Source organism: Pantoea sp. V106_11 (genome assembly GCF_029967885.1).
GTDB classification, from domain to species: domain Bacteria; phylum Pseudomonadota; class Gammaproteobacteria; order Enterobacterales; family Enterobacteriaceae; genus Pantoea; species Pantoea ananatis.
The window spans coordinates 113,742-132,010 of record NZ_JASCAK010000029.1; the positions used below are offsets into that span (position 1 = coordinate 113,742).

The window sequence follows — 18,269 nt, forward strand, 5'->3', positions numbered from 1 at the left end:
AACGCTGCTTTGCCACAATTATCAATTTATCGAGTAAGATTTGCTTTTAAAGCAAAGCTGCCTGCCCGTTTTCGAGGCATGCACCAGCAAAAGGCGTTCGCATGATCAGTAATGAAATCCGCTATTTTCTTGCCGTCGCCAATGCCGGATCGCTCAGTGCGGCAAGCGAGCAGCTGTTTATTGCGGTATCGGCGATCAGTCGTCAAATTCAGCGGCTGGAGGCGCAGGTGGGCGTGCCGCTGTTTGATCGCCACGCGCGCGGCATGGTGCTGAATGAAGCCGGGGAAATTTTTGCCCATCACGTGCGCAAAAATATGCTGGATATGGAATACGCGCTGGCGGAAATCAAAGGACTAAAAGCAGTACGCCGCACCCTGATTCGACTGGTCTGTACCGATGGCCTGGCCTTCACGTTGCTGCCCCGCATGATCGCCGCATTTCGGGAGAATAATCCCGGCATCCTTTTTGAGATCAAGGTCGCCAGCCCACAGGGCGTATCAGAACTGATACGTAATGGCGACTGCGACCTGGCGCTGCAGTTCAGCCTGCACGCTGAGCACGGGGTTGAGATCCTCGGTTCCTGGCCTGCACCGGTGCTGTTAGTCATGCATCAGGGTCATCCACTGGCCAGCGCGCCGCAGGTAACGCTCAGCGATATCAGCCACTATCCACTGGCACTGCCGCAGCAAAACACCACGGTACGACAGCTGTTCGAGCTGGCAAGCCATATGAGCGGCAATCTGATTGAACCGGTCGTGACCTGCGACAATTTCTCAACCCTGTTCCAGTTCCTGCTGCATACGCCATTAGCCGTCACCATTTGCAGTGCGTTCAGCGTGATACAGGAAGCCGAAGCGCACGGACTGGTTTTGCGCTCCGTCGGCATCGATCAATTAAGCCAGCGCAATCTGCAGTTGCAGGTGCCTTCCGGCCGGCCCCGTAGCGCCGCGCTGGAGGTATTTCTAGCGTTTGCGCGGCAGCAACTGAACGCGCTGGACGAGTCGCTGACCATACAACCCGACCGTTAGCCCGATAATAATCAACAGCAGAGCAAGCATTTTTTGCGGTGAGATATGCTCGCCGAATATCATCATGGAACCTAAAATCCCGAAGACCGGCACCAGTAGTGAAAGCGGTGCGACTGTGGAAACCGGATACTGCTTGAGTAACGAATTCCATATCCAGTAGCCGAAAAGTGTATTGGGATAGACCTGGAACAAAACAGACAACAACGCGCGGTTGTCCATGTGGCTAAACATCTCTGTAAAGCCGCTGCTACCGTTAACCAGCCAGTCCAGGCCAAAAAGCGGTAGCGGCGAAAATGCGCTCGACCATACCAGAAAGGCGAATACCTGTTTTGTGCCTGCCTTTTTAATAATGATGTTGGCGACGCTCCAGGCAAGCGCACCGGCCATGACCAGCAGCATACCGCTCAGTGTAACCGAGCCATCCGTTACAAAAACAATGCTCAGTAAACCCGCACAGGCGATAACAAAACCGGTGATTTGATAGCGACTGAGGCGCTCCCGGAATATCAGGCTGCCCAGCAATAAGGTAAAAAAAGCGCTGAACTGCAGCGCAAGCGATGCTATCCCGGCAGACAAGCCTGTTTTGATTCCCAGATTGACCAGCCCCCACAAGCCGATGCCAAAAATCAGGCCGTAACCGATGAGGTAACGCCACGGCACATCGGGCTTTTTGATAAAAAAAAGGGCAGGCAGGGCACTCAGCGTGAAGCGAATGGCTGCCAGTATGAAGGGATCGATAGTGTGCAGGCCAAGTTTAATGACGGAAAAGTTTACGCCCCAGATTGCGGTAACCAGGATGGCGAGCAGAAGATGTGGGTATTTCATGATTAACGGGATCCTGACCAGATAAGAAAGGCACACGCGCTGACCGAGGCACCGGCAAGGCAGACGGCCTGCCATCCCCAGTAGGCATACAGTTGCGTTGCAATGAGGGCGCCTGCTGCGCTGCCCAGCGAATAAAAACACATATAAGCACCGACCAGACGGCTTGCTGCTGCGGGTCTGGCTGCAATGATGAGGCTCTGACTGGAGACATGAACGGCCTGCACCGCAAAGTCCAGCGCGATGATGCCTGCCACCAGCCAGCACAAAGAGTTTTCGACATATGCGACAGGCAGCCATGAGAACACCAATAGTGCCAATGCTAACCCTGTTGTGCGTTGGGCAAATCCTCTGTCAGCCCACTTGCCCGCGCGTGATGCCGCGAGCACGCCAGCCATTCCGGCTAAGCCAAACATACCTGTCTGGGTATGTGTCAGGGAAAGTGCCGTAAGTGGCATTACCATGGTTGTCCACAGCATGCTGAAAGCCGCGAAGATCAGGAGCGCAATCATCCCACGTTTTCGCAGTTGAGGTTCCGTGATAAACAACCGGAAAACCGACTTCAGCAGGGAGAGGTAACTGGGCCTGCAGGGCCGTGGCGGGGGCGATGGCATCACTTTCCAGACGAAACAGGTAATCAGCAACATCAGGCAGGCAGAGGTGAGATAAACAGCCCGCCAGCCGGCGATATCGGCAATGGCGCCTGAGATAAAACGGGATAACAGGATGCCTGTAACAATTCCGCTGGTCAGGGTGCCAATCACCTGGCCTCGTTTTTGTGGTGTCGCCAGTCTCGCTGCCCACGCTACGATAAGCTGCACCACCACGGCCATCAGGCCAATAACCAGCACGGCGCAGAGCAGGACCGTGACACTGCGTGATAACCCCGCCATAACTAACGCCACAACGGAGAATAACAACTGCGTCATCACTACGCGTTTAGGGTTCATCCAGTCCCCGAGCGGCACCAGAAAAAGCAAGCCGATGGCATAGCCCGCCTGTGTGGCAGTAACAATGCTGCCGATCATAGCGGGCGAGACTTTCAGGCTTGTCGCCATCGACTGGAGTAACGGTTGCGCAGAATACACATTGGCTACCGCCAGTGCACAGGTCAATGAAAATAGCATCGTCATCCCTGAACTCAGCGCAGTGACACTGGTCGATGCGGTTTTCGTCCCGTCATTGCGACACGTACTTGCCTTACCTGCCATAAGGTGCCTTTATTCTGGTTTCTTTTTAAAACTAGGTTGCTTATAGAAGTAACAAGAGTGGTTTTTTTTTGCAACTGTTAAATGCGGGAATTAAGCTTACATCAGTAGACAGACTGACAGGGAGAACACCCATGGCAAAACAGGAATCGCTAAGAACCAGCGAATGTCCCGTTGCGCGGACGCTGGAATCGATTGGTGAGCGCTGGTGCATGATGATTATCCGCGAGGCATTTGATGATGTGCGGAGATTCAGTGAGTTTCAAAAAAACCTGGGGCTTGCCAAAAACATCTTGGCTTCGCGCCTGAAACATCTGGTCGATATCGGCGTGTTCGACATTTTGCCAGCATCGGATGGCAGCGCCTACAGGGAATACGTCCTGACGGAAAAGGGGCGTTCCGTTTTCCCCATTGTTGTGGCGATGCGGCAATGGGGAGAGCGTTATATGTTTGAACAAGGGGAAACCTATTCTGTTCTGCTTGATAACGAACAGGGTAAGCCGGTTCAGTTTTTGGATGTGCGCTCCTCTCAGGGAAACAAACTGCAACCGGGCGACTGCCACCGCAGGCGCGTCGTTTCTGATAAAACCGCCGGGTGAATTGCTGAAATACCCGCAGTAAAAGGATGCAAAGCGCCTGAAGGTTATGGCGCAGCCTTTGATGGCTAACAGCTCGCTTACAAGGGGGCTATACCGCGCCGTGGTCACACCATGATATCTCTCGTTAGATAGTGTAAAGGACGTAAAAGGCTGTAAACAGGCGCGTTATTTACCTGTGACACGCTTATCATTCCTGCTATGCGTCACTGTCACTCTGACGGTCATATGCCGATATAACAGAGAGCGGTGCACATACTGACCTGAACATTCATCTGCAAAGGAGAACCACCATGGATTCTTTCTTTCCTGAGGATGTCATTGATACCCTCAGTAAAACGTTCTGGCAGCGCGTCAGTGCGATGAAAGGGCTTATCGAACGTCACCAGAGTTTTCGCCTGCTGTGGTTTGGCGAGGCGCTGAAGCGTAACCGTAACTGGAAGGGCATCACTGCCGAACAGGCCGTTAATCGGGCGATTAGCGAAAGTCATGGGCTGCCGCTGTCCGACGTTAAAAAAATGACGATTGCCCAGAAGTGGGTGGCGCTGGTGCCGGTGAGAAAAGCGCTTTATTCCCGCCCGGATGGCAAAGCGTTTCAGTGGCTGGTGGAAAAGAAACTGGACGAGCTTGATCGTCCTTGTCGCTTTTCGGCCTAACGGCTTTCCCCTAAATGAGTCCGTAGGGGGAACACCGATGCTTAGCTCAGCGCCTGACGGTAATTAATAACGCCCCGGATATCAGCCTGTCTCTGTATCCGGGGCGGTTATACTGCATGACGGCTCAGATGGTGGCGCAAAAGGTGATCAATCTTCGGCATGCCCCGCGCAGCGTTTAGATGACGGTTTACTGACTGGAACGCGATCATCCACGGGGCATCGTCAGATAACATTGAGCACTATCATCCCTTAAACGTCCTCATTACGGCACAGGCGATTACCAACTCTTAAGCGCCTGTGCCGTTAGCGGCTTTTTGAAACGAAAACGGCATGGTCGGCCGTATGGCGATTTTCATCATCAAGCCAGCCCTTAAGATCATGCTCGATCTGCTCCAGGCTTCTGTTACGGGTTTCCGGCACGCATTTGATGACAAAAATGGCACCAAAGAGTCCAGTGGCGGCGAAAATAAAGAACGTACTCGCCAGACCGACCCAGACAAGAAGAAGAGGGAAGAAAAGAGAGATCAGGAAGTTCGCTATCCACATGGCGAATACGGCACCGCCCATAAAGATGCCACGCAGTCGCGTCGGAAATATCTCTGACAATAACAACCATGTCACGGTTGATAAGGCACCCTGCTGGAAACTGAGAAACATCAGCATGCCCGCCAGTACCCTATAAGGCCGTAGCGCATCTGGCTGACCATTAACCGTTTCAGGCAGCAGATAGCTCACCGTACCGATAAAGATTAGGCAGGCGGTGCAACCAAAATGTCCCGCCATCACCATGGTTCGGCGACCCACTTTACCCAGCATTCAGATCCCAACGAACGTCATCAAGACGGACACCACGCCATTGGCGAAGGTGGCAAAAAGCGCGGCGTTATCCGACATACCGACTGACTTCAGCACGGTGGGGGCATAATACATAATGGTGTTAACGCCGGTTAGCTGCTGGATGGCTGATCTCCACTAATAACCTAACCCGCGATAATCAGGTACTGGCCTGACACCGGTAAAAGATTCACACCTGACTGTCGCAGTCCTCGCAGGGTGCTTAAGGGAATTTAAATGAAATTTCCATTTCATCAGGGATGCATTTTTTCACGTGAACCTGCCGATTCTTGTCAGGAAAAGAATAATGAACAGTTAATTGTTAATTAAGAGAAATGGTGGGTTTTATTCTTTATTTTCTGGGTTATTTAACCGGGCGTTAACGTATTTGCGAGTGTCATCAAAGAACTTTATTTTCCTTTTAATCTAAAATGAAATAAATATTTTCATTATCCCATTGGGTTCGCTTGATGTTACCGGGTTCAGGAGAGTCGCATGACCATCGCCGCAGAACGTTTTTGTATTAACAGAAAGATCGCCCCCTCGCTGAGCATTGAAGCCTTCTTCAGGCTGGTGAACGGTTTAGGGTTGAATAAGGTGGAACTTCGTAACGATTTGCCTAGCGGTAACGTGATGGACAACCTGAGTGCTGCCCAGGTTTGCGCACTGGCTGAACGCTATGGCATTGACATTATTACCATAAATGCCGTTTATCCCTTCAATCAGCGTACGGAACAGGTTCGCCAACTGGCCGAATCCTTGCTGGCCGATGCGAAAGCGGTGGGGGCGCGTTCGCTGGTGCTTTGTCCCCTAAACGACGGCTCGTCGGTTGCGCCAGAGGTAACATTAAACGCACTGCGCGATTTGGCACCGCTGTTCGCGACCTATGGAATAACCGGACTGGTTGAGCCACTCGGCTTCCCACAAAGCTCGCTGCGTTCGGCAGCGCAGGCGCAGAAGCTTATTCGCGATGCCCATGTTCCCTTTAAATTATTAATCGACACCTTCCATCATCATCTCTATCCCGATGCTGACGCCGAATTCAGTCAGGTGGATATCGCCCAAATTGGTCTGGTTCACCTGTCGGGCGTGGAGGACAAACGTCCGCGTGAAAGCCTGACAGATGCCGAGCGCATAATGTTAACGCCGGAAGATCGCCTGTTCACCTGTCGCCAGGTTAAACAGCTTGAAGAACGAGGCTATAAAGGCATTTATGCCTTTGAACCTTTTGCGCCAGAACTGGCGGACTGGGATGAGAACAAGATTCAGCATGAAATTAAAAACAGCATCCAACTGATTCAACGTTCCTTGAAGTAAAGCGCCTCGCCTGTGAGGTTTAACCCGATGATTTATCGATGATATCTCATGCATCTTCGGTTCGCAGAAACAGCATTATGAGGAACAGCCAACAGGGCGTAGAAGTAAACGCGCCCAGGCTTCGTTGATGCACTTACGGGCAATTATGCCCGTAAGTGTGATTCATCATCTGTCCGCTCTGAGAGACGACAAATTTCCCGGCAGAGAGGCAGGATGTTTTACTCTGTCGCTATTGGCGTAGCATTCTCATCAATCTTCGTATCGCCCTGAATCGCCTGGATGCGTTTTTCCACCGCATTCACCTGCTCGCTGTTATGCAGCAAGGTATAGGTCAGATCGAAGGTTGCACTCGCGCCCGGTGCCAGCTGTTTCACGCGCTTCTGTTCTCGTTCAATGGTCACCGGATAGGCATAGTTGGTGCCGGGCTCAATCCCGGTGACATAGCCTTGTTTCAGCGTATCGGTATTTTTCCACAGGGTCAGCAGCGGCAGCTGTTGGGTATCAAACTGGATAGAGGCACCTTTGTTTCCGGCTTTATTCACTACGGCGGCAAGGGTCTGATGATCCTTGTCAGACAGCGGCTTGATGTTAAACACCATTTCATCGAAGTCTTTTGTCGGGCCCTGATAAGTTTGCCAGTTTTTCAAACCGGCTTTGGCATAGTCATTAAACGGACTGATTTGCGACATCGGAGCGAGAAACCGTGCGCCTTCTTCCAGAATTGGCGTGCTGAAGTTGCTGTGATAGATAATCTCGTAATCGTGTGGGTAATCGGAATGGTTAGTCAGCACGTCATGCAGGCTGAACTGATTGCTGCCCGGTACATAGCGCAATTCCGTCCACGTCTGGAGATCGGCTTTCTTGAAGGTGCTCTCTTTGATCAAACCGCGGATGCGGATTTCGTGCGGGGCCGCATCCGCCACCTCGACTTCAAGCTGTGAGACCGGTGTGTTTCCAGCTTTGCCGTGCAGCGTATAGATGCGGCCTTTGTCGTTAACAGGATGGCCGGTCCATTCATAGCCGCAGCGCACCATCATCTCGTTGAACCCTTCCAGCCAGCCCAGGCCATTGCGACTTTCAAGGTTGATAAAAGCGGGATTCACCACCTCTTTAACCGGTGAATCCCAGCCCAGTCGGGTGCCAAAGCCTTCCACGCGGAGCAGGTTCATTCCCCGGGTGGGAACGATCGTGATGGTCAGGCCATCCTGACTTCGAATCTCCAGGATCTTACTGCCTTCCTGCTTACCGCCGTGCAACACTTTCTGCTCAATGCTGAACGGCTTGCCCTGGAATTTCAGCTCGCTGCTGTTAACCTGCCAGGTTCCTTTGTCTGTGCCTTGTTCAGCACTCGTCAGCACCCAGGTTTTGGCAGACGCAGAACCAGAAATCATCACGGCTAATACCGTCAGTGCGAGTTTTGTCTTCATCATTTACCCCTTTAGCTGAATCGTTTTTTCAATCATCAGAGGAATTTACTGATTCGAACGTAACGGAAACGTGATTTTCCTCACCTGCTGGAAAATGAGGAAGGATTAAGCGTGTTAGTGGGATGTTGCTCACATTTAAAATGCTTTTTAATGGTGTTAAGTCATCTTTTTATCGGCAGTAGTCAAAAATCTGTAAACGATTCAGCGACGATGGATAAGGAAGGCTTTTTTCGGGAAACCAGGATGTATAAGGGAAGCGCGAAGAAAGGGCCTCGCGCATTTCCCGCAGGGCAGATTCACGACAGATAAAACTGGCGCTTAAAAGCAAACATATCATTCAGCAGGCAGTACTCGGGATTGCCGAGCGTGATAACCGGCGCGCGTTGAGCAATCATGGTTTTCCAGTTTGCCAGTGAATGTCGCCAGGCGGCATCCTCGTCGTCGGTTAACGGCGCAACCTGATATCCCAGCGTAATATGAAACTGGTAACGATCGTGGCCCGGCTCGTGAATGCCGGTGACTTCAGACAGGCGATCGCGCAACTGGCGCAAGCGCTTCTCCGTATCGGCATCGGCCGTTAACAGGCGCAGCGTTAACGGGGTTTCATGCGCAGAGGGCGCCTCCGGATTAACGCGCATGCGGTATGGCGCGGCATCTTCACCCAGCTTAAACGACCGCAGGCGCTCAGCCAGGATCCGATCGCACTCTTCCATAGGCATATCAAGAGCCAACCCAGCAGGCCACAGGGGATAGCGTCTTTCCTTGTCGTTGGCACCGCCGAAAACGGTCATATGATAACTGGAGGGAGGCAGCGCGGTGACCTTTCGTGACCAGCTTTCACCGGGTAACTCACGATAGACATCAAGCAGGGCATCGAAGGGTTCCGAGCCTTCACCTTGCTGCGGCAGATGGCAAATAATCGTGTTTCCCCTAAACGGCACAACCCGGCCGTCCGCGGCAAACTTACGGCCCACGTCGTTAGGGCGGTGTTCCGCACCAATAGCGCGGGCGGCGGCCATGCCGCCCAGAGTGGCAATCGTACCTTTCAACAGCATTCTCCGTGTTGTCATCGTCCTACCTCAGTATTGAGCAGATTCCGGCAAAATCATTAATGGGTTCCTCGCCTGTGCGATCTTGCACGGGCATGAAGAGAGGACGTCTTCTCTGTCTGGCCGGGATGTCACAGGCCAGCAGAAGCCTGATGCAATGATGAGGGGGCGATAACACACCTGCGCGGGAGCACAGATCCCGGCATCATCGTGCTGGTTAATCAAGGGGACGCGCATCTCAATCGGCCATCCTGGCGAATGTCTGTGACTAAAAGATGAAGGGAGAGTGTAAAGTCCAGAAGAGGAACCGCGCGCCGGCGTTCTCGGCCGGGTTGGGTGCATTCAGCCTGCGGGACGCAACCTAATCGGCGGGGCGCAGTGGATCGTATTTGTCCTGTTAGCCAGGGCAAGAAGAAGCCAGCGTATTCAGCGCTGGCATGACTTTCCCACGTCTATACATTGAGCCGATGAATAACCGTCACGAATTCATTCACCCCACGATTAATCTCCTGAAAACTGCGCGAGAGGTTGCTGATTTTGTCATTCTCGGCGGTAAGAAAGCGTTTAATTTCTTCAAGTTGCTGGGTCATGTTTTCAATAAGGGTGGTATTTTCTTCCACCACTCTGGTGATTTTAAGCGTCGCCTGCGATGTCGAGGCCGCCAGTCGCCGGACCTCCTCGGCCACCACGGCAAATCCACGCCCCGCTTCGCCTGCACGTGCCGCCTCAATCGCGGCGTTTAACGCCAGAATATTGGTTTGCCCGGCGATGGCGTTGATCGTCGAGACGATTTCTTTAATATCCATCGAAGAATGATTGAGCTTATCGCCAATTTCTGCTGCCGCACTGACCTGTGACGACATCGATTCCGCATTACGGATGGTTTCACCCAGTACATCATTCGCATTAAAGGTGATCTGAGACGTCTCTTCCGACGTTGTGACGGCAATGTCAGCAACCTGTTTAGCATTCTCGACACGTTCGGTAATATCAGATGCCAGTTTGATGACCTTATAAACGTGCTCAGCATCATCTTTTATAGGGTTGTAACTGGCTTCCAGCCAGACGCGTTTGCCTGAGGCGGTGACCCGCTCAAAACGTCCAGTAAAAGCCCGGCCTTGCTGGATCTTTTGCCAAAAATCAGGGTGCTCTTTATAAAATTCATCATAGCAAAACATACGATGATGTTTGCCCTTGAGGCCATCAAGCGGGTAGCCCATTAATTTCAGAAAATTGTTATTGGCATCAACAACCTCGCCCTGCGGGGTGAACTCGATCATGGCCATAGAGTTATTTAGGGCGGTGATAATGGCTTCTTTATGCTTCAACGCTTCATGTTTGTTAGTAATGTCGTTGGCGATTTTGATGACTTTTTTTACCGCGCCGTGACGATCCTTCACAGGGAAATACGTCGCGCTTAAATACAGCCGGCTGTGATTTTTGCGAAAGCGCTCAAAAATGCCGCTAAAGGAGTGACCGGCGCCCAGGGTTTGCCAGAAATGCGCGTAGTCGCTGGAGCGCACGACGTTATCATCGCAGAACAGGCGATGGTGCTGACCCGCAATCTCGTTGAGCGTGTAACCCGTCAGTTCAAGAAAAGGCTCGTTTGCCGTAATGATGCTGCCGTCAGGCGTAAATTCAATCCAGCCAATGTTGGCTTTGATCGCCTGCGTGTTGGTCTGGTCATCTGCGGACCCCCATGAAGCGCTACCGGGCATAAAACGTGTCAGGGCAAACATAACGCTCTCCATCTTTTTCAGATAAAAGGGACAAACGATTTGGGCCTGTGTCGGGGAGTTTGCTGCCTGTGAAAAGTAAAGCGTCCGGCGCGGGTCGTCTTAGATTATCGGCACTGATGGATTCATATTTAGAAATAGATTAAAAAAAGTGATGTTTATCACAATGGCAGGCAAAGCGATCCAGTGCGGTATAAGCACGCGGACTTTCTTGCCGGGAGTGCAGCCCGAAGATGAGAAGGTGGCGTAAAATACGCGAGCAGCAGTAATTTAGCGGGTTCCCTCGCCATGTTTGCTGTTCCGACTGAAAAAACGCCAGGGGCAGCGGACGGCCTGTTTCAGGACGGAAGCCATTAAAAATTGCCAGCACACCGGTGGAATTGTTAATCATAACTTGTTGAATGATGACAAAAAACATTGGGGACGTTTTTGTTATCCAAATGAATCGGGGGATGATTCGATTGACAGGCGTTCGTTCAACTGGACTGATTTCACTTCGGGCAACCCAGCTGCGTTTTTATCATCGGCTTAAGCGAAGGCGCTCTGCGTAAGACAACGAAATACCTGAGGAGCGCAGCGCAAGGTGATAGCGTCCGCTCCCCTTTCTCAGACGGACAGCAAAAGATACCGGCGATAGCGCAATCCCCAGTACCGGCCTCTGCCGGGCTGACATGCAGGCGGCGAGATTAAAATACTGGCGCGTAGAGGGCGGATAGTGGCAGGGGCTGACGAGCCAAACAATCACGCGCCAGCGGGTGGGCCTCTGCCGGGCTGAGGCGCAGGCGACGAGAATAAAATACTGGCGCGTAGAGGGCGGGTAGTGGCAGGGACTGACGAGCCAAACAATCACGCGCCAGCGGGTGGGGCGCTGCCGTGGCGATGACATCTCAGGCGGTGTCGCCAATGTCTGCCTGCAACATCGCCTGTGCCGTCACACATTCAGTCGATGAATCACCGTAACGCATTCGTTCACACCGCTGAAAATTTCCTGAATACTGTCTGAGAGATGAATCATCTTGTCGTTTTCCGTCGTGAGAAAACTGTTGATGCCATCAAGCTGCTGATGCATGTCGCCGATAAGACTGGCATTTTCTTCAACTACCTTACTGATTTTCTGCGTTGCCTGAGAGGTGGAGGCGGCAAGACGTCTGACTTCTTCCGCGACTACCGCAAACCCACGTCCCGCTTCGCCCGCGCGTGCGGCCTCAATGGCGGCGTTCAGCGCCAGAATATTGGTTTGTCCGGCAATGTTGTGAATCGTGGAGACAATCTCTTTGATGTCTTTGGCCGAATAATTCAGTTTGTCACTGATCTCCGCAGCGGCTGTTACCTGAGAGGCCATGGATTCTGCATTTCGCACCGTTTGGCTCAGAACCTCATTGGTATTCGCGGTGAGATGCGACGTTTTTTCAGAGGTATTCATGGCAATATCCGCAACCTCCTGCGCCGTGACGACACGTTGGGTGATATCCGAAGCCAGCTTAATCACTTTATAAATGTGCCCCGCAGCATCTTTAACCGGGTTGTAGTTGGCCTCAAGCCAGACACGTTTTCCTGATGCCGTTACCCTTTCAAAACGCCCGGTGAACGCGCGTCCATGTTGAATTTTCTGCCAAAAATCAGGGTTTTCTTTGTAAAAGGTATCAAAACAGAATATACGGTGGTGTTTACCCTGAATCGCCGCAAGATCGTATTCCATCAGCGTCAGAAAGTTTTTATTGGCGTTGAGGATCTCGCCCTGCGGGGTAAATTCGATCATCGCCATGGAGTTGTTCAACGCAGTAATAATCGCTTCTTTATGCGTCAGCTCTTCGTGCCGGTCAGTGATGTCATTGGCGATTTTGATGATTTTCTTCACGGTGCCGTGTTTGTCTTTCACGGGGAAATAGTTGGCGCTTAAGTAGAGCAGACTTTTATTTTTTCTGTAGCGTTCAAAGATGCCGCTGAAAGACTGGCCTGATGCCAGGGTTGCCCAGAATTCGGCATATTCACGAGAGCGCACAAAGTCTGGCTTACAGAACATACGATGATGCTGGCCGGTAATTTCACTGAGCTGGTAGCCCGTGACCGCCAGGAAGACCGGGTTGGCCGTAAGAATGATGCCCTCGGGCGTAAATTCAATCCAGCCGCTACAGGCTTTGATCGCCTGTACGTTACTCCGATCGTCGGAGATATTCAGCGGGGTTTTGCCCGGTTTAAAACGCGTAAAGGAAAACATAGCACTCTCCATTTATAGCCGTAAAAAGGTCAAAGAGTTGACCACGTAGTGGAGAGACAGCGACCTGTTTACAGGGAGGTCGATCGGCTCGGGTCCACTAACGTTATCGGCATCGCGCGTGTCATATTTAGGTCACATTACGGACACAATTAAAGTCTGGTGAGGTGCATCACGCTATTCACAAAGGGCATGCGGTGACGTCAACAATGCGCATGCCCTTCAGCGTAGGTTTCGCTCTCAACACTGTCAGTGTCGGGGAGCGGATGGTGCTGCAATGAAGCGGCCTGAAGCCGCGTTATGACGGGTTATCCGGTATTGCACTGCGCAAAAATTCAGGGATGGCAGGGCGACCGTTTTCCAGACAGGTGCCGGTGAAAACCGCCTCGGCATAAACGACATTATTCACCAGAATTTGTTGGATGAAGTTAACGCGGTTGCGTTTTTCATTGGCCGCCAGTGTACAGGTCACCTGCATCTCATCACCTTTCTTCAGGCTCTTTTTGAAGCGCAGGGTGTACTCCAGCAGCATATGAATACGACCCGCGGTAAACTCTTCTTCGAGATCGACACCAAGGTGCTCTTTCATAAAAGCGTGACGTGTCCATTCCATATAAAACGGATAGTAGAGTCCGTCCACCACGCCCTGAAAATCGATGTGCTTTTCGTCAACCTGATACGTTTTCGTAAACATAATAGCGCCAGTAGTGAGTGAGGTTATGCTCACTTTAGTGATCATTGGCGCTTTGTGAAATGCTTTTTATTGGGGATGCGCGGGGACCGCGTACGGTGATATATCATGCTGTAACATGGCCGGGCCAGCGAGGCGCTGGCCCGGGTGAGGCGATAAAACGCGGTTATCGGAAGAAAAGCGCGTCAGTTATCGGAAAGCCGGCGTCGCGAGAGTGCCGCTTCTTTCGGTGCGGAAAATAGACACTGCGTTGCGCAGCATTACGGTTTGTTCCAGCATGCCCTGCGCGGCGGAGGAAACCTGCTGAACGAGCGCGGCGTTCTGCTGGGTAACCTGATCCATCTGGCTAACGGCAATGCTGACCTGACCGATACCATTGCTCTGCTCGTCCGATGCGATGGTTATTTCGCCCATAATGGTCGTTACGCCCTGCACCGATTTCACGATCTCCTCCATCGTATTACCGGCTTCTCTTGCCAGGCCTGAGCCTTTCGCCACATGCTCGACCGACTGTGTGATCAAATCTTTGATCTCTTTGGCCGCGGTTGAACTGCGTAAGGCCAACGAACGCACCTCACCGGCGACGACCGCAAATCCGCGTCCACCTTCGCCCGCTCTTGCGGCTTCAACGGCGGCGTTAAGTGCCAGGATATTGGTCTGGAATGCAATGCCTTCAATGACTGAAATGATTTCGGCAACTTTGCCCGAGCTTTCTGAAATAGAGCGCATGGTTTCCACCACCTGCTTCACGACATCCCCGCCCTGAATCGCCACATGTGATGTAGTGTCGGCCTGAGTATTCGCGTGACGTGCGTTGTCAGTATTCTGACGAACGGTGGCGGTAAGTTCTTCCATGCTGGCAGCCGTTTGTTCAAGCGCGGCAGCCTGCTCTTCTGTGCGCTGAGCCAGATCGATATTGCCCTGCGCGATTTCGTTGGCTGAATTGTTGATCAGCTCCGCAGACGACTGAATGCCGCTGACGATGGTGACCAACTGCTGACGCATGGCTTCAAGCGACGCCATCAGGCTGCCCTGGCCTTTAAGCGGAACAGCAATGTCCACGGTCAGGTTACCCTGCGCAATCATTCCGGCAATATCGGCCGCCGCTTTTGGCTCGCCGCCCAGTGCGCGGATAATGCTGCGCGTAATAATCGTACCCAGAATAATCGAAAGCAGAATCGTAATAATACCGGCCAGGCTCAGCGTCATTTTGGTGGCAAAGGCCAGGCTGTTCACCTCTTCAGAGCGTTTAGTTAACAGCGTGGCTTCCGCATTGTTGAATTCAGCGGCAAGGGCGCGATAGCGATCCATAAATGCCTTATCACGGCCCTCCTGAAAGAAATGCGTCAGCGTTTCCAGCGGTTGTTTGCCGCTGTTTACATCCCGGCGCAAGGCGATCAGTTGATCGTCCACAGCCTGAACACTGTTATGCAGTTCAAGCAGCGAGGTCAGCCTTTGCTGCTGCTCGGCATTATCCGCCGTCATGCTGCGAAGCTGATTGTACTTCTGATCGAAAGCGGTTTTACCAGCGTTAAACGGTGCCAGGAAATTGTCATTGCCTGAAACAACAAACCCACGCACGCCCGTCTCCATATTCACCATATCGGTCAGCATACTGTCGCTGACGCTCATGACCTGATAACTGTGGATGTTCCAGGTGTTGGCCTGACGCAGTTTAAGAAAATTGGCGATCGACAAGCTGCTGCCAATCAGCGAAACAATAACGATGATGCCGAACGCGAAGGCGATTTTACGGCCGGTTGTGATTTTCATGTTTTTCCCCGATAAGTGATCTTATTATTTTTGTGATAAAAGCCATTACATTTCGTTTATCGGCAAAGAAGAGTGGCAGTTTATAACCGCACCTCCTTTTTTTATAAAACCTGTCCTTAAGGTTAGCCGCAGATAATTACCTGGGTTATCTATAGAAAGGATACGATGCCGTGGGGATAACATAACCGTATGTTACGAGCAGTCACGTGACTTTTAGCCGTTCCATAAGCACGTGACAAAACAGCTTAATAAAGAGAAAGCAATTTCGCTTTGCGGAGGTGAAGGGATTCAAAACGCTAATGCAGAAAAAAACATGGAGAAAGTTGCTAATGGATATGTATAAAAAATGTCGCTTTCATTCGAAATAATGAAAGCGACAGAGCAGTTAAATAACGTCGTTTTTATTAACTGCGATGATTAGCCTTTATTCCCTGTCTGCGCATGAGCGCCCGTTTGGGTGTGGTGCATCGTTGGGCTCACAGGAAGCTCAGAATAGGTTTGAGTATCATAAATTACCCCTTCTTCAGCGGATTTCAGCAACATACCTGCCTGATAGTATTTGTCCTGTTTCATCATGGCGAGTGCGCTGGAAACATCGTTTTCAGTCTGCTGCAACGGCATCAGTTCCTGCGTTTCGGTAACGGCAACGCCTGCCAGTTTCAGCGCATCAAGCGCGCCCTGTTTATCACCCGCTTTGATATGCTGGTTGGCCTGATCGATAGCATCATTTTTCTGTTTCGAAAACTGATAATCTTCTGAAACGGAGACGTCAGAACCGATACGAATATAGTTATCGCCATTCATAGGAGCTTTCTTGTCGTAGCGAATATATTTGGTCCAGTCCACGCTATTATCTTTCAGGTAGGTTTCTGCCTGGGTGGCCAGCGCTTTTGCCTGTTGCGTCTGACCGTTAAATAACGCGTTGCGAGAAAGCTGAATATCATTCATCGCCTGGGCCGCCTGCGCGGATACGACTTCGTTATTTAACGTGTGGCTGTCTTTAAAAGATTCAGCGGCAGCGGCTCCGCCAGTAAACACTAATACGGCTACAATCATTGAGCTAACAATCATCTTTTTCATGATATTAATCCTCTGTATGTATGCATCCGAAAGGTGCTAACGTCATTAATTACATAAAGCGTGCCTTATTACGGGTAATAAATCTTTCCGGGAAAATCATAGACAGTGATTGTCAGATGAATATCGCGGTCTGGGTTTTGCTATTGTGGAAATGATTATCCAGAACAGCATTACTGACACAGAAACGATCGGGAGCGGCGCTGTCTGAGGCGTAATCTTTTACAGGGCAGTTGCTGCTGCGCAGTTGGGTAAAAAACATATCGCCTGAAAAGCATGCTTCGGTAAGGTGTACATCCTGCTGTGACGGGTTTTCACACTGGCTGCCGTGAAAAGAAAGGGTCATTAACCGGGCCATAATTTATCTCCTTGATGTCGTGCTGACGTCTTTAATTAACACCCGAAAGATATTTAAGTGTGATTATGAGTTTGCAGAAAAATGTCATCGTTACATTTTTCATCTTTATTTTTCATTAAAAGTCATTGAGTTAGATGAATGAGTTTGTAACAGGTCCTCCGTTCTTTAAGAAACCTGAGTTTTCTATAGAAGAAAACGTACAGGCTGACATCAGGTTGAATTTTCATCATCCTGTTAACGGGAAAATAAGGCGGGTAACGACAGAGGAAACACACTGTCTTTTTCCCCTTAAGATTTTGTCGTGTGCTGGCCCGGTGGCCGTTAAGCGTGGGAAATCCTGTGTGTGTGGATTTTATCCGCGTCTCGTCTTCTTTTGAGTAGGCTGCTTTACACAACCTCTGGCACTGGCAAAATAGTCATTTCCCTTTCCAGTAATCGCTATGTCTGAAGAAGCTCTGCGGCAGCAAATCGCGAATTTAAAAAAGCACAATGCGCGATTAAAGCGTATTGCGCACGATGCCCGTAATAAATTAAGCGCCGCACTGGACGGAACAGGACTGTGCTTGTGGCAGCTGGATATTCCCAGCGGCAAACTGGTCATTTTTAACCGACGCTGGGGATCGATGCTGGGTTTTCAGCCCAAAGAAGTTGGTGCGCATTTCGACGTATGGAAATCCTGCCTGCATCCGGACGATGCCAGCGACGTATTGAAGGCTTTCTACGATCATATTAACGGAAAGGCACCTTTCTATGAGGCGTTGCACCGCATGGTGGGCAAAACGGGCAAGATCACCTGGGTACTGGATCGCGGTCGGGTCAGCGAATGGGACGAGCAGGGAAGGCCCTCCAAAGTAACGGGCACCCATATTGATATGACCAAAGAGAAACAGTACGAAGAGCAGCTGGCGACACTGGCGATGCATGATCCTCTTACGCAGTTAACTAACCGCCATGCATTACTCACCCATTTTCGCGATATGAAAACGGAAGCCGTGTTTTGCATTGCCTTTATTGATTTAGATAATTTCAAACACGTCAACGATACGCTGGGGCATCGCAGCGGCGACGACGTTCTGATTCAGCTCAGCCAGCGCTTTATCGCCGCCTGTCCGTCTAATGTCATTATTGGCCGACTGGGCGGAGATGAATTTGTTTTGTTGATCCCTTTCGCCTTGTCCCATCCGCTCACAGATAAACTCACACAAGCCTGTCTTGAAGCTGCCCTGCAGCCCTTCGAACTGGCTAACGGTACAGCGTCCATTGGCGCTTCGATTGGTGTGGTTCAGGTTAACAGCCCCGAGAACTTTGACAGCGCGCTCGCCCGGGCCGATGAGGCCATGTACAGCATCAAAAAAAATGGCAAATGTGGCGTCGCCCTGTCACACGGGGAAGGCTTATAAGGACGCTTCCCGCGACTGGAACATTTTTCGCCCTCTGCCAGGCTTATGTGGTATCACCATTCTGCCAGCGCTGTCGCGGCAA

At 51.3% G+C, this 18,269-nt stretch carries 16 protein-coding genes and 1 pseudogene; 5 read left to right on the forward strand and 12 right to left on the reverse strand.

Annotation, left to right across the window (positions count from 1 at the left end; translation table 11 throughout):
* The first annotated feature begins 101 nt into the window (after nucleotides 1–101).
* Nucleotides 102–1,028, forward strand: coding sequence for a LysR family transcriptional regulator (locus QLG08_RS12815; protein WP_013027144.1), 927 nt, complete (start codon nucleotides 102–104; stop codon nucleotides 1,026–1,028).
* Here the strand turns inward: QLG08_RS12815 and QLG08_RS12820 are convergent.
* Entirely contained in the window at nucleotides 963–1,853 is an 891-nt protein-coding gene (locus tag QLG08_RS12820; RefSeq protein ID WP_014605084.1) for an EamA family transporter, read from the reverse strand. The two genes, QLG08_RS12815 and QLG08_RS12820, sit on opposite strands and share 66 nt — an antisense overlap.
* A gap of 2 nt (nucleotides 1,854–1,855) precedes the next feature.
* On the reverse strand, nucleotides 1,856–2,983 hold the full coding sequence (locus QLG08_RS12825; protein ID WP_161610951.1) for an MFS transporter: 1,128 nt from the start codon (nucleotides 2,981–2,983) through the stop codon (nucleotides 1,856–1,858).
* 209 nt (nucleotides 2,984–3,192) lie between these two features.
* Here QLG08_RS12825 and QLG08_RS12830 point away from each other — a divergent pair, with 209 nt between their 5' ends.
* On the forward strand, nucleotides 3,193–3,657 hold the full coding sequence (locus tag QLG08_RS12830) for a helix-turn-helix domain-containing protein (protein WP_014594538.1): 465 nt from the start codon (nucleotides 3,193–3,195) through the stop codon (nucleotides 3,655–3,657).
* Nucleotides 3,658–3,947: 290 nt separating this feature from the next.
* Nucleotides 3,948–4,310, forward strand: coding sequence for a hypothetical protein (locus QLG08_RS12835; RefSeq protein WP_013027140.1), 363 nt, complete (start codon nucleotides 3,948–3,950; stop codon nucleotides 4,308–4,310).
* A gap of 303 nt (nucleotides 4,311–4,613) precedes the next feature.
* Here QLG08_RS12835 and QLG08_RS12840 read toward each other — a convergent pair.
* Nucleotides 4,614–5,270, reverse strand: a pseudogene (locus QLG08_RS12840) (MFS transporter); the annotation flags it as partial.
* A 369-nt stretch (nucleotides 5,271–5,639) separates the two neighbouring features.
* On the opposite strand from QLG08_RS12840, the gene QLG08_RS12845 reads away from it, so the two are divergent.
* Nucleotides 5,640–6,461, forward strand: coding sequence for a TIM barrel protein (locus tag QLG08_RS12845; RefSeq protein WP_207806517.1), 822 nt, complete (start codon nucleotides 5,640–5,642; stop codon nucleotides 6,459–6,461).
* A 218-nt stretch (nucleotides 6,462–6,679) separates the two neighbouring features.
* Here the strand turns inward: QLG08_RS12845 and QLG08_RS12850 are convergent, their stop codons facing one another.
* The 9 genes from QLG08_RS12850 to QLG08_RS12890 all read right to left on the reverse strand — a co-directional run bounded on the left by QLG08_RS12850 (nucleotide 6,680) and on the right by QLG08_RS12890 (nucleotide 16,787).
* Nucleotides 6,680–7,888: an aldose 1-epimerase family protein gene (locus tag QLG08_RS12850; protein ID WP_207806676.1), complete on the reverse strand. Its 1,209-nt coding sequence runs from the start codon at nucleotides 7,886–7,888 to the stop codon at nucleotides 6,680–6,682.
* Between the two features lie 296 nt (nucleotides 7,889–8,184).
* Nucleotides 8,185–8,958 (reverse strand): DUF1868 domain-containing protein, encoded by a 774-nt coding sequence (locus tag QLG08_RS12855; RefSeq protein WP_028715782.1) that lies wholly within the window; start codon nucleotides 8,956–8,958, stop codon nucleotides 8,185–8,187.
* A 431-nt stretch (nucleotides 8,959–9,389) separates the two neighbouring features.
* Entirely contained in the window at nucleotides 9,390–10,676 is a 1,287-nt protein-coding gene (locus QLG08_RS12860; RefSeq protein ID WP_282472965.1) for a PAS domain-containing methyl-accepting chemotaxis protein, read from the reverse strand.
* 139 nt (nucleotides 10,677–10,815) lie between these two features.
* The gene (locus QLG08_RS12865) at nucleotides 10,816–11,091 is read right to left on the reverse strand and encodes a hypothetical protein (protein ID WP_022623142.1); all 276 of its coding nucleotides are present in this window, start codon (nucleotides 11,089–11,091) and stop codon (nucleotides 10,816–10,818) included.
* Between the two features lie 513 nt (nucleotides 11,092–11,604).
* Entirely contained in the window at nucleotides 11,605–12,891 is a 1,287-nt protein-coding gene (locus tag QLG08_RS12870) for a PAS domain-containing methyl-accepting chemotaxis protein (RefSeq protein WP_029569126.1), read from the reverse strand.
* 295 nt (nucleotides 12,892–13,186) lie between these two features.
* Nucleotides 13,187–13,582 (reverse strand): thioesterase family protein, encoded by a 396-nt coding sequence (locus QLG08_RS12875; protein WP_019104782.1) that lies wholly within the window; start codon nucleotides 13,580–13,582, stop codon nucleotides 13,187–13,189.
* Nucleotides 13,583–13,768: 186 nt separating this feature from the next.
* Nucleotides 13,769–15,352, reverse strand: a complete 1,584-nt coding sequence (locus QLG08_RS12880; protein WP_019104781.1) for a methyl-accepting chemotaxis protein — start codon at nucleotides 15,350–15,352, stop codon at nucleotides 13,769–13,771.
* A 417-nt stretch (nucleotides 15,353–15,769) separates the two neighbouring features.
* A complete protein-coding gene (locus QLG08_RS12885; protein ID WP_015699559.1) occupies nucleotides 15,770–16,432 on the reverse strand; it encodes a YfdX family protein in 663 nt (220 codons plus the stop codon).
* Between the two features lie 112 nt (nucleotides 16,433–16,544).
* The gene (locus tag QLG08_RS12890) at nucleotides 16,545–16,787 is read right to left on the reverse strand and encodes a hypothetical protein (RefSeq protein WP_282472966.1); all 243 of its coding nucleotides are present in this window, start codon (nucleotides 16,785–16,787) and stop codon (nucleotides 16,545–16,547) included.
* A 440-nt stretch (nucleotides 16,788–17,227) separates the two neighbouring features.
* On the opposite strand from QLG08_RS12890, the gene QLG08_RS12895 reads away from it, so the two are divergent.
* Nucleotides 17,228–18,187, forward strand: coding sequence for a sensor domain-containing diguanylate cyclase (locus QLG08_RS12895; RefSeq protein WP_013027128.1), 960 nt, complete (start codon nucleotides 17,228–17,230; stop codon nucleotides 18,185–18,187).
* Nucleotides 18,188–18,269 lie beyond the last annotated feature (82 nt).